6 protein-coding genes are annotated in these 11,646 nt (G+C 71.5%); 2 read left to right on the top strand and 4 right to left on the bottom strand.

The window, feature by feature from the left end; all coding sequences use genetic code 11:
- Positions 1-187: 187 nt before the first annotated feature.
- The gene (locus tag GTZ93_RS39860; RefSeq protein WP_139923984.1) at positions 188-1,591 is read left to right on the top strand and encodes an FAD-binding oxidoreductase; all 1,404 of its coding nucleotides are present in this window, start codon (positions 188-190) and stop codon (positions 1,589-1,591) included.
- Between the two features lie 24 nt (positions 1,592-1,615).
- On the opposite strand, the gene serA is transcribed toward GTZ93_RS39860, so the two are convergent.
- The 3 genes from serA to GTZ93_RS39845 form a co-directional block, all read right to left on the bottom strand.
- Positions 1,616-2,869: a phosphoglycerate dehydrogenase gene (serA, locus tag GTZ93_RS39855; protein WP_139923982.1), complete on the bottom strand. Its 1,254-nt coding sequence runs from the start codon at positions 2,867-2,869 to the stop codon at positions 1,616-1,618.
- A gap of 159 nt (positions 2,870-3,028) precedes the next feature.
- Positions 3,029-4,690: a serine protease gene (locus GTZ93_RS39850; RefSeq protein ID WP_139921452.1), complete on the bottom strand. Its 1,662-nt coding sequence runs from the start codon at positions 4,688-4,690 to the stop codon at positions 3,029-3,031.
- 127 nt (positions 4,691-4,817) lie between these two features.
- On the bottom strand, positions 4,818-5,195 hold the full coding sequence (locus tag GTZ93_RS39845; RefSeq protein WP_120574576.1) for an STAS/SEC14 domain-containing protein: 378 nt from the start codon (positions 5,193-5,195) through the stop codon (positions 4,818-4,820).
- A gap of 288 nt (positions 5,196-5,483) precedes the next feature.
- On the opposite strand from GTZ93_RS39845, the gene GTZ93_RS39840 reads away from it, so the two are divergent.
- Entirely contained in the window at positions 5,484-6,515 is a 1,032-nt protein-coding gene (locus GTZ93_RS39840) for a class I SAM-dependent methyltransferase (RefSeq protein ID WP_139921454.1), read from the top strand.
- Here GTZ93_RS39840 and GTZ93_RS39835 read toward each other — a convergent pair whose 3' ends face one another.
- Positions 6,516-11,474, bottom strand: a complete 4,959-nt coding sequence (locus GTZ93_RS39835) for a protein kinase domain-containing protein (RefSeq protein WP_139921456.1) — start codon at positions 11,472-11,474, stop codon at positions 6,516-6,518. It abuts the gene before it with no gap.
- Positions 11,475-11,646: the final 172 nt, after the last annotated feature.

Genomic DNA, 11,646 nt, shown 5'->3' with positions numbered 1-11,646 from the left:
AAACCTCTCATTGACGAACCGGACTCGCGTGGAGCAGCGCGTCCGGCCCGAAACCGACTTCTTCAGCAGCCTGCTAGGCCCACGGCGTCCGCCCCTCCACGGGGTCCGGCCTGGCATGCGTCGTCGGCCGTGCGCCGGGCCTTCGCCGGGCTTGTCAGGCCCCGGGGCGTGCAATACGCCTGGACCCATGTCCACCGCCGCGCTGCCCGCCGACTTCCTCCGCGCCATCGCCGAGTCCTTCCCCGCCGACTTCCTCACCCGGGAGCCCGCGGAGCTCCAGGAGTACGGCCGCGACTGGACGCGCGTATACGCCCCGGCGCCGGGTGCGGTGGTCTTCCCTCGCACCACGGAGGAGGTGGCCCGCTTCGTGGCGCTGTGCCACCAGCACCGCGTTGCCTTGGTGCCCTCCGGCGGGCGCACGGGCCTGGCGGGCGGGGCGGTGGCCATGCACGGCGAGGTGGTGCTGTCGCTCAAGCGGATGACCCGCATGGAGCCCGTGGACCTGTTGGGCAACACGGTGCGCGTGCAGGCCGGCGCGGTGACGGAAGGAGTGCACCAGCACTGCGCGCCGCACGGGCTCACCTGGCCGGTGGACTTCGCGTCCAAGGGCAGCAGCACCGTGGGCGGCAACATCGCCACCAACGCGGGCGGCGTGAAGGTCATCCGCTACGGCCTCACCCGGCAGTGGGTGCTGGGCCTCCAGGTGGTGACGGCGCAGGGGCAGGTGCTGGAGCTCAACGGCGCGCTGGAGAAGAACAACACCGGCGCGGACCTGCGCCAGCTCTTCATCGGCAGCGAGGGCACGCTGGGCGTCATCACGGAGGCCACGCTCAAGCTGACGCGGCTGCCCGGCAAGCAGGACGTCTTCCTCTTCGCGGTGCCGGACGTGGCCGCGGTGCTGCGGCTGTTTCGAGACGCGCGCCAGGCGCCGCTGGTGCTCTCCGCCTACGAGTTCTTCACCGACAAGTGCCTGGCCCGCGTGCAGCGCCACCGCAAGCTGCGCTCGCCCTTCGAGGCCTCCAGCGGCTGCTACGTCCTGCTGGAGTCCGAGGGCGGCGACCCTGCGGCGGTGGAGGCGTGGCTCGGCTCCCTCTTCGAGCGCGGGCTCGTCACCGACGGCACCCAGGCGCAAGGCGTCGCGCAGGCACAGGAGCTGTGGTCGCTGCGCGAGTCCATCAGCGAGAGCCTGTCCGCCACGGGCGTGCTGCACAAGAACGACATCTCCCTGCCGGTGGCGAACCTGGAGGCGTTCTGCGCGGAGCTGGATGCCATCTTCGCCAGCCGCTACCCGGGCTGGGAGATCTGCCTCTTTGGCCACATCGGTGACGGCAACCTGCACGTCAACGTGATGAAGCCGGACGCGGTGGAGAAGGCGGACTTCTTCGCCCACGCGAAGCAGTCCGACCACGCCATGTTCGACCTCGTGCGCAAGCACGGCGGCAGCATCTCCGCCGAGCACGGCATCGGTCTGCTCAAGAAGGACTACCTGGACTACACGCGCGCGCCCGGTGAGATGGAGCTCTTGCGCACCCTCAAGCGCGCGCTGGACCCCGCGGGCATCCTCAACCCGGGGAAGATTTTGGACGCCTGAGGGCGCGGTCCAGCGCCCGGCGTCTCAAGACACGATGCGCGTCTTGATGTCCGTCTCCAGCCCGGCGATGGCCTCGCACACCTGGCGGGACACGTCCTGGTCCAGGTCCATCACCAGGTAGCCCACGTTCGCGTCCGTGCTCAGCACCTGCGCGTGGATGTTGGCGTTCAGGTCGGACACGATGCGGTTGATGTCACGCAGCACGCCCGGCGTGTTGCGGTGCACGTTGATGATGCGGTGGGTGCCCGGGTTGATGGGCGCCTCCACGTTGGGGAAGTTCACCGCGCCCGTCGTCGCGCCGCCCTTCACGAACTTGAGCAGCGACGTGGCCACCTCCTTGCCAATGGACGCCTGCGCCTCCTCCGTGGACCCGCCGATGTGCGGCGTGAGCACCACGTTGGGCAGCCCCTGCAGCTCCGTCACGAAGCCGTCGGAATTGCCCTCCGGCTCCTCCGGATACACGTCCACCGCCGCGCCACCCAGGTGCTTGGAGCGCAGCGCCTGCGCCAGCGCCGGGATGTCCACCACCGTGCCGCGGCTGGCGTTGATGAGGCACGCGCCCGGCTTCATGGCGGCCAGCTGCTCCGCGCCCATCATCATGTGCGTGGAGGCCAGCGCCGGCACGTGCAGCGTCACGAAGTCGGACTCCGCCAGCAGCGCGTTCAGCGTGGCCACCGACCGCGAGTTGCCCAGCGGCAGCTTCGTCATCACGTCGTAGTAGAGGACGCGCATGCCCAGCGCCTCCGCCAGCACGCCCAGCTGCGAGCCGATGTGCCCGTAGCCGATGATGCCCAGCGTCTTGCCGCGCACCTCGTGGCTGCCCGTGGCCACCTTGCGCCACTGCCCCGTGTGCACCTCGCGGCTGCGGTCGAAGAGCTGGCGCGTCAGCACCACCACCTCCGCCAGCACCATCTCCGCCACGCTGCGCGTGTTGCTGAACGGCGCGTTGAACACCGGCACGCCGTGCACGCTGGAGGCGAGCAGGTCCACCTGGTTGGTGCCGATGCAGAAGGCCCCAATCGCCAGCAGGTCCTCCGCGTACTTCAGCGCCTCCTCCGGCACCGTCGTCTTGCTGCGGATGCCCAGCAGGTGCACGCCCCTGAGCCGCTCCGCCAGGTCCTCCGGCTTGAGCGCGGCGGACAGCCGCTCCACCTCGAAACCCTCCACCTTCAGCATCTCCTGGGCCGAGGCGTGGATGTTCTCCAGCAGCAGGACTCGCAGCGGACCCTCGGTGCTCACGGGGCGGCGGGGCGACGGCGGGAAGCGGGGTGTGCTCATGGCGCCTTGCGTTAGACCTCGCCCTCCAAGGTGTCAAGCCTCGGGTGGGGAGGGAAGCCCCCGGGGCAGGAGCGGCTGGGCGCCAAAAGACACCGGGCCCGTCCCTCCCCGTATCACGAGGGAGCGACAGGCCCGGAAGGACAGCTCAGGCGCGGGAGGCTACTGGAGGGTCCAGGCCAGCGTGCCGCTGCACGCCTCGCTGCCGAAGCAGCCCACGCGAATCTGGTACGCGCCGCCCGCGCTCGCCGGCGCGGTGTAGGACGCGCGGGACAGCGAGCCGCAGCCGGAGGCGTCGTCGTTGAACGTCACCTGCTGGCCGGCGGCGTTGAACAGGCGCACCACCGTGTCACCGGTGCCCGTCGCGCTCCCCACGCCGCAGCTGCCGAAGGTCAGCGTCTGGCCAGGGGCGATGTCCACGTTCGCGTTCTGCGTGTTGCGCGTGGCGTTGGCGGTGTCGCTGACGTTGAAAGCCTGGGTGCCGCTCGCGGGCGTCGTCGTGCCGCCCGAGACAATCTCCCACGCCACCGTGCCGGCGCAGCTGCCGGCCTGGTAGCAACCGGCGCGGACTTCATAGGTGCCCGCGACGCTGGCCGTGTAGCTGATCTTCGAACCGTAGCCGCTGCCGCAGCCGTCGTCGTTGGAGGCGACCTCCGTGCCCGTCGGGCCGCGCAGGCGCAGGAAGGAGTCACCGCTGGTGAGGGCCGCGCCAGTGACGCCGCAGGTGCCCACGGTGAGCTTGTCGCCGGCCTTGAGCGTCACCGTGCCGTTGATGGTGCTGCGCGTGGCGCTGGAGGTGTTGGACGCGGTGAAGACGTAGTTGGTCGCGGGGGGCGGCGTGGTGTTGCACAGCCGCACGTTGGTGTTGGCCGCGCAGAACGCCGTGATGGCCTGGTTCACGTAGGTGATCTCCTCACCACCGCAACCCGTCTCCGAGCACACGTTGACCTCGTAGCAGCCCTGGCCCGAGCGCGGCACGTAGTCCTCGTCGCCGCGCACCAGGATGCCCGCGATGGTGTTGGTGGCCGTCTCGTACACGGCGGAGCCGGAGTTGCCCGCGAAGGTGTCCGTGGTCGCGACGAAGTAGTCCTTGAGGCCGGAGTTGACCGCGCGGACGGAGCCGCCCGAGTCGATCTTCACCGGGAGACCGCTGCCGCTGCCGATGACGGCCACGTTCTGGCCCACGGTCATCGCGGTGTTGCCCGCGCGCACCGGAGCGGGGGTGAAGCGCGGCGCCGCCGAGCGGTCCATCCGGATGATGGCGTAGTCCAGGTCGCCGGCGCTGTTCGACGACTGCCGGCGCACCACGATGCTCTTGCAGGAGAAGACGTCCTGGCTGGTGATGGTCTCCAGCGTGTTCTCCGACGTCTTGTAGAACTTGAAGACGAAGCGCGTGTCGGCGCACTCCGCCGCGCTCGTCACGCAGTGGCCCGCGGTCAGCACCAGGTCATCGTCGATGAGCGTGCCCGAGCAGAAGGCCGGCGCCGGGTCGTTGTAGAAGCGCTGGTCGGTGCACAGGCCCTCCCACTCGCTCAGCGGCGTCTGGTCCACGATGATGTTGTTCGGGTTCGAGGCGTCGATGAAGTCCGGCGTCAGCAGCGCCACGGTGGACTGACGCGCCCGGTCCTGCAGGGTCGCGCTGGGGTGCGCGTAGACTTCCATGCGGTCGTCGTTGCCGTAGACGACCGGCGCGTTCGACTCGTTCAGCGCGGGCTGCTGCTCCGGCGAACCGGACTCGGGAGCCGGCCCGCAGGCCAGGGCGGTGAGGGTACAGAACAGGGTGCCGAGCAGCTTCGCGCGGCGGGCGGGGGCGGACACGGACATGCGGGGTGACTCCTGACGGGTACGGCGACAGATACAGCGAAGAAAGGGGGTGTTACTGGAAGACGTAGACGGACCCGTGCGGTCGCATGGAAGGACCGGGGGGGAGGGGATGTCGGGGGTTCTGCTTTCAGTCCGCGTCGGGGGCTTCGAGCCAGGACAGGGCCTCGGAGCGGGTCTCGAAGGTCTTCGCCGGGATGGTGAGGCCGGCGTTCTTGGTCATGCGCCACGCCTGCAGGCCGCTGCCGGGGTCGCTCACCACGCGCGCGGAGCGCTTCATGCCGCGCTGCTGGGCGTAGGCGTTCAGCCGGGCCATCTCCCCCACCACCGTGGAGGGCATCACCCGCAACCTGGACTGGTCCACCAGCGCGGACCACTCCGAGCCCCCGCGGGCGGTGATGTCCTTCTTCAGTTGCTCGACGTACTCGGTCACGTCCTTCGGCGTCACTTCCGACGGATAGATGATCTCGATGATGTCGTGGGGCAGGTGGGCGATTTCAATCTTCATGCGCGGCTTGCGGCTCTCTTCCAGGCGGGGCGCGCCATCCTAACCGCAGTGCCTGTCGCCGGATACCGCGCCCCCCCGCAATCCCTCCCCCGGAGCGGGGATTGTCGGACCTTGCGGGTAGAACCGTGACTGGAGGGCCACACGGACCCGGTGCGTCACGCCACGTGCGACCGGTGTGGGCCGGGTGGTGCAGGGGAGCCCCGGCCGGCTGACTGGAGACGGGCCTGGCGAGAGGCGCGGGCTCGGGAAGTGAATGCCCCCCACTCCCAGGTTGTCAGGATGATGCCCATGCGCCAGCCCATCCTGTCGGTCCACGGCGCGGCTCTCCCAGTCGCGCCTGAAGCCAACCACCTCGTCCTGGTGAATCCCCCCCGGGAAGAGGCGCCTTTACCAGAGGAAGTGTTCACGGAGGCGCGAGAGTGGCTGGACAGCCTGCACTCCCGGATGATGCAGGGTCCGGACGAGACGCTGCATGCCGGAATGACCGCCCTTCACGGGGGGCTCATCCACCGGCGGCGGCAGTGGAGCCCGGAGGTGTGGAAGCGCTTCTGCCAGGAGCTGGCGCGCAAGCACCCCATGCGCCCCTTCCTGCACCAGTGCCCCTTCACCCGGCACGCCTTCGAACGGCCACGTGGCTACGCGGGTGACGCGGCCCTCATCGACTACCTCTACATGGACCACGCGGCGGACGAGCTGCACGCGGGCCGCGAAATCTACCGCTACATGCACGGGCAGCCGTCCGCGCGGAGCGTGCGCGAGCGCCGGGAGCTGCTCGCTCGGATGATGGACGAGACTGCCGGGCGACGGCCCGACGGGCGCGTGCTGTCGGTGGCGTGCGGGCACCTGCGGGAGGCGGAGGCGTCGCGCGCGGTGGCGGAGCGCCGGCTCCAGGAGCTCATCGCGTTCGACCAGGACCCGGTGAGCCTGGCGGAGATTTCGCGCCTGCACCCGGGCGGCATCGTGCGGCCGGTGTGCGGCTCGGTCCGCTCGCTGCTCGCGGGCAAGGTGGCGTTCCAGGACCTGGACTTCGCGTACTCCGCCGGGCTGTACGACTACCTGTCGGACTCCGTGGCCGCCCGCCTGACCGCGCTGCTCTTCCAGATGCTGCGCCCGGGCGGACGCCTGCTGGTGGCCAACTTCGCGGTGCACCCGCCGGAGACGGGCTACATGGAGGCCTTCATGGACTGGTGGCTCACCTACCGGGACGAGGACGGCATGCGCGACCTCTTGTCGGAGACGCCGCTGGAGCAGGTGGACAACGTGCGGCTGTTCCGCGACTCGCAGGACAACGTCATCTACCTGGAAGTGACGCGCCGCTAGTCAGTGCATCGGTGAGCCGGAGCGGGGCAGGGTGACGGTGAAGGTGGAGCCCTGCTCCGGGGCGCCGGCGACGTCGATGTTGCCGCCCAGCGCCTGGACGATTTCGCGGACAATCCAGAGGCCCAGGCCGAAGCCGCCGTAGTGGCGCACGGACACCGCGCGCTCGAAGCGCTCGAAGATGCGCGCCCGGTCCTCCTCCGCGATGCCGATGCCGTGGTCGCGCACCTCCAGGAGCACGTCCGTCGCGTCGCCGTCCAGCGTCACCTCCACCGGCTTGCCCGCGCCGTACTTCATGGCGTTGGTCAAGAGGTTGCCCACCACCTGCTCCAGCCGGAGCGCGTCCCAGTGGCCGATGAGGCGTGGCTCGCTGGCGTGGAAGCGCACCTCGCACTCGGCGCGGACCAGGGCCTCGCGGCTGCGCTCCAGCTGGGCGCGCACCAGCGCCACCAGGTCCACGTCCTCGCGCTTGATGTGCAGCTGGCCCTGCGCGATGCGGGAGATGTCCAACAGGTCGTTGACCAGCTTCCCCAGCCGCTGTGTCTGCGAGAAGGCGGACTCCAGCTTCGCGGTCAGCTTCTCCGGAGGCATGGGCGCGCCCTTCGCCTTGGCCTGGAGCCCCTGGATGTGCAGCTGCAGCGACGTGAGCGGCGTCTTCAGTTCGTGCGCGGCGATGGACAGGAAGTCGTCGCGCCGGCGCACGGCCTCCTGCTCCTCCCGGTACAGGCGGCCCTGCTCCTCGGAGAGGGCGGCGACGCGCTCGAAGTTCTCCGCGTTCTCCAGCGCCGCGCTCGCGAGGACGGCCACGAAGGACGCCAGGCGCTCCTCGTCCTCGCCGAACAGCGAGCCCACCTTGCGGTGGCTGGCCACCACGCACGCCACCGTCTTGCCTCGGACCTGGAGGGGCGCGCACAAGAGCGAGCGCACCCCGAGCAGCTCCATGCTCTCGCTGATGCCACCGGGCAGTCCCTGGCCCAGCACGGTGATGCGGCCGGTCTCCAGCGCGCGTGCGAGCGCGGTGCGGCTGAGGCCCTGGTTCTTCGCGTCCTCCTCGGACACCACCGCGCGCGGATCCACCACGGCGCAGCGCTCCGCGCGCAGCAGCTCCTGCATGGACTGGCGCGCGGTTTCAAAGACGGCCTCGCGCGACAGGGCGGAGGCGAGCCTGCGCCCCACCTCCAGCACGCGAGGGAAGCGGTCCACCAGCGACAGCGTCTCCACGCCGGTGCCGTGCTCCGGCCCCTTGTGCAGGCCGTCCTCCATGGCCTCCAATTCGCGCGCCGACGTCTCCAGGTCGCGCGCGGCACCGGGCCAGCCCTGCACCCGGGCCACCTCGCCGCGGGCCTGGAGCGTCAGCGCGCGCTCCTGGCGCATCTCCAGCTGTTCGGCCACGCGCAGGGCTTCGTCCAGGTACCGGCGGGCCCGCGCGGGCCGGCCTCGCAGCGCGCACATCAGGCCGCGCTCGCGCAGCGCATGGGGCAGGTTGTTGCGGTAGGTGCGCGCGACGTCATGGGCGCGCTTCGCCACGCCATCCGCCTCTTTCAGGAGCCGTTCGCGCTGCCTGGGATTGAGCGGGCTGGCCTGCTGCGCCAGGCGACGGCGCGCGGTGGCGAGCCACGGGGTGATGGGGGCCACGTACTCCTGACGCAGGTGCGCGTCCTCCACCACGCGCTCGGCGCGCTCCAGCACCTCCGCGGCGCGCGCGGGTTCGTTCTCACGCAACAGGCGCAGGCCTTCCGCCTGGAGCACGCCCGCGAAGGACTGCGGGTCGGTGGCGGTGGGCGCCGCCAGCTCCGTCTCCAGCAGCGCCGCGGGGATGCGGCCCCCGGTGGACTTGGCCCACGCCTCCAGGCCCAGGCGCAGCGAATACCGGTCCCCCAGCGCGAGCGCCGCCGCGTGCAGCTTCTGGCTCACCACCGCGGCCTCCTTCAGGCGGCCCAGGCGGTAGAGCGACATGGCGATTTGAAAGGTGGCGTTGTTCACCTCCCACGGGTCGCCGGTGCGCTCCAGCAGGCGCACCGCCTCGCGGCACTTCTCGATGCACTCCTTGAAGCGCGACGAGGCGTAGAGGGCCAGGCCGTAGAAGTGCAGCGACTGGCCCTGGCCCCACACGTCGCCCAATTGCTGACGCAGGGCCAGTGACTTCTCCGCGTAGGCGTACGCGCGCTGGAACCAGGGCAGGGTGGTGAGCGCGGGCGAGTGCGCGGAGTAGGCCTGCGCCAGCTCCGGCGTGGGCGGGTAGCGCTCCGCCAGGTTCATGTCTCGCAGGTGCGCCCACAGCACCGCGGCGCGGCCCCGCTGGTACCAGTAGCCGTACGCGAGCCGGCTGTAGAGGTTGACCGCGAGCAGGTCCTCCTCGCCTCGCGCCAGGGACTTGCGGCCCAGCCACAGGCGCGGCGCCACGGTGTGCGCGGCCTGCGTGAGGATTTCCCACGCCGCGCTGGCGCCGGTGGTCAGCGTGCCGGGCGGCACCCAGCGGCCCAGCAGCTTCAGGCCCTGCTCCAGGTAGGCGTTGGCCTGCACCGTCTGGCCGCGCTTGAAGGCGAGCTCGCCCAGGTGGCCCAGCGTGCGGCCCTGCTCCAGCCGGTCGCGCGCCAGGGCCTGCGCGGCCTCCAACTGCCGCTGAGCCTCGTCGTAGCGGCCGCGCATCATCAGCGCGGTGCCCAGCCCGGACGCGATGCGGTAGCGGGTGTGCGCGTCCGCGCCTGAAGCGCCACGCTCGGCGATGCGGTAGTTCACCTCCGCGCTGTCCAATGAGAAGCGCTGGCGCGCCTGCTCCGCGGCCACCAGCGCGTAGGGCAGGGCCTGCGCGCTCTCCCCCGCCGCGTCGAAGTGGTAGGCCAGCTCGAACGGGTCGGTGGGCACGGACTGCTGGGAGGCCCTCGCGGCCAGCCGGTGCAGCTCCCGGCGCTCCTCCGGGGAGAGCAGGTCCAACAGCACCTCGCGCAGCTTGTCGTGCACGAAGGTGGAGCGCGTGCCCTCCGTCCACAGCATGTGCCGGCGGCGCGGGGGCTCCAGCGCGGTGGTGACGGCCTCCAGCGGCGTGCCGGAGAGGGCCGCCACCGCCCTCGCGTCGAAGGACTTGCCCATCACGGCGCCCACGCTGAGCACGTGCAGGGACTCCGGTGGCAGGAGGCGCAGGCGCCGCACCAGGAAGGTGGCCGCCTGTCGCGACGAGCGCGCGTGAGCCATCGCCTCCGGCTGCACCCGCCAGCCGTCCGGGCCGGGCATGAGGACGCCGTCCTCCACCAGCCCGTGCAGGACCGCGGAGGCCATGAACGGATTGCCCTCCGCCAGCCGCGTCACCAGCTCCACGGCCTCCTGCGGCAGCACGCCGGCCATGGACTCCGCCAGCAGCGCCACCTCCGCCGCGCCAAAGGCGGACAGCTTGAGGTGCGCGCCCGGGGCCAGGCGCCTCAGCAGGTGGTCCGCGTGGATGTCCTCGCTGCGGAAGGACACGATGAGCAGCAGCCGTCCGTCCCCGGCGCGGCGGCCCTGCGACCACGCCTCCAGCGCGCGCAGGGTGAGCGTGTCCGCCCACTGGCAATCCTCCAGCACCACCACCGCGGGCGCGTCCGGCGTGCCCAGCGCGTTGAGCAGAGAGGTGAGGCTCCACACGCTGCGGCTCTCGCTCAGGGACTCGGGCCCCAGCCCCTGGGAGCGCGTCGTCCGCGAGTCCGGGGCGAGCACCTCCGTGAGCCGGGGCAGCACCGTGCACAGGCCGGCCTCCTGGCCCGCGAGCCTCTCCCTCAGGAGCGCGCCCAGCGCGGGCTCCTCGCGCGCGGCGGCGGCGATGCCCTCCGCCACGCCCGCGAAGAGCTGGAAGGGGCGCTGCGCGGCCTGGTCCTGCGCCTGCCCGTGCAGCACCCACGCGCGCTGTCCCGCGGCCCGGGCGGAGAACTCCTCCAGCAGCCGGCTCTTGCCGCCGCCGGACTCGCCCTCCACCACCACGGCGCGCGAGCCGTCCTCGCGCGCGTGCTCGAGCTCGCGCTCCAGCGTCAACAGCTCCTCGCGGCGGCCCACGAAGGACGGCTCGGTGAGGCTCTGGCGGTGGTCGTGCGCGCCGGTGACGAGCGCGGGCTCCGCCTCACCCCGGGACAGCGCGGCCTCCAGCGCGTTCAGGTCCGCGAGCGCGGCGTCCGCGGACTGGTAGCGGTCGCGCGGATCCGTCTGGCTCAGCCGCACGATGAGCTCCTCCATCGCCAGCGGCACCTCCACGCCCACGGGCCTCAGGCGCGGGTGCGCGGTGAGGTGCAGGCGCAGCACCTCGCCCACCGTCGCGCCCTCCAGGGCAGGGCGGCCGGACAGCGCCTCGAAGAGCACCAGGCCCACCGCGTACAGGTCCGACGGCGCCTCCACCGGCCGGTTGATGAGCCCCGCCTGCTCCGGGGACATGTAGCGCGCGGTGCCCACGGGCAGGTCGCGCAGGGACGGATCCAACCGCTCGCTGCGAGACAGGCCGAAGTCGGTGAGCCACGCGGCGGACAGCGGGAAGTCGCGCACCAGGATGTTGGAGGGCTTCAAGTCGCGGTGGAGGACGCCCTCGCGGTGCGCCGCCGCGAGCGCATTGAGCAGGCGCTGGCCCAGGACGATGGCTTCCGGCAGGGACAGCGGGCCGCGCCGCAGGCGCTCCGCCAACGTCTCGCCATCCACCCACGCGGTGACCAAGTAGAGCAGCTCGTCGGAGGTGCCCATGTGCCGTACGGGCACCAGCGCGGGGCTGTGCAGCCGCGACAGCACCTCCGCCTCGTGCTCCAGCCGGTGGCGGGACGTGGGGACGAAGGCGGACAGGGCGGTGACCTTCACGAGCACGCGCTCGTGCGTGAGCAGGTCCAACCCCTGCCAGGTGGAGATGCCCCGGCCCGCCTTCACCCGCTGGCGCAGCTCGTAGCGGTTGCCCAGCCGCTGGCCCGGGTGTGGCTCCCTGGGGGTGTCGCCGGCCTGTTGGAAGCCTTGCGCCATTCAATGCCCTCGCGAGCCCCCAAACCGCGCCGCCCCGGCGGCGTGGTCGGCCGGATGTCCCTCTTCCACAAGTTGGGTTTCCGCCCGGGTCCCTGCCAGGGGGGAGCGGCCCGCGCCGTGCGCGAGTTGCTCGGGATTTGAACAGTCGGCACGCTCCCGCTTCCCGCCCCTG

This window comes from Corallococcus exiguus, assembly GCF_009909105.1.
Taxonomy (GTDB): domain Bacteria; phylum Myxococcota; class Myxococcia; order Myxococcales; family Myxococcaceae; genus Corallococcus; species Corallococcus exiguus.
The sequence above is the reverse complement of the archived record's forward strand: the minus strand, read 5'-3'. Positions and strand labels throughout refer to the sequence as shown.

Bases quoted from the DNA above. Each gene is read 5' to 3' on its own strand.
- GTZ93_RS39860 (WP_139923984.1), top strand. From the start codon at position 188: ATGTCCACCGCCGCGCTGCCCGCCGACTTCCTCCGCGCCATCGCCGAG.
- serA (WP_139923982.1), bottom strand. From the start codon at position 2,869: ATGAGCACACCCCGCTTCCCGCCGTCGCCCCGCCGCCCCGTGAGCACC.
- GTZ93_RS39850 (WP_139921452.1), bottom strand. From the start codon at position 4,690: ATGTCCGTGTCCGCCCCCGCCCGCCGCGCGAAGCTGCTCGGCACCCTG.
- GTZ93_RS39845 (WP_120574576.1), bottom strand. From the start codon at position 5,195: ATGAAGATTGAAATCGCCCACCTGCCCCACGACATCATCGAGATCATC.
- GTZ93_RS39840 (WP_139921454.1), top strand. From the start codon at position 5,484: ATGCGCCAGCCCATCCTGTCGGTCCACGGCGCGGCTCTCCCAGTCGCG.
- GTZ93_RS39835 (WP_139921456.1), bottom strand. From the start codon at position 11,474: ATGGCGCAAGGCTTCCAACAGGCCGGCGACACCCCCAGGGAGCCACAC.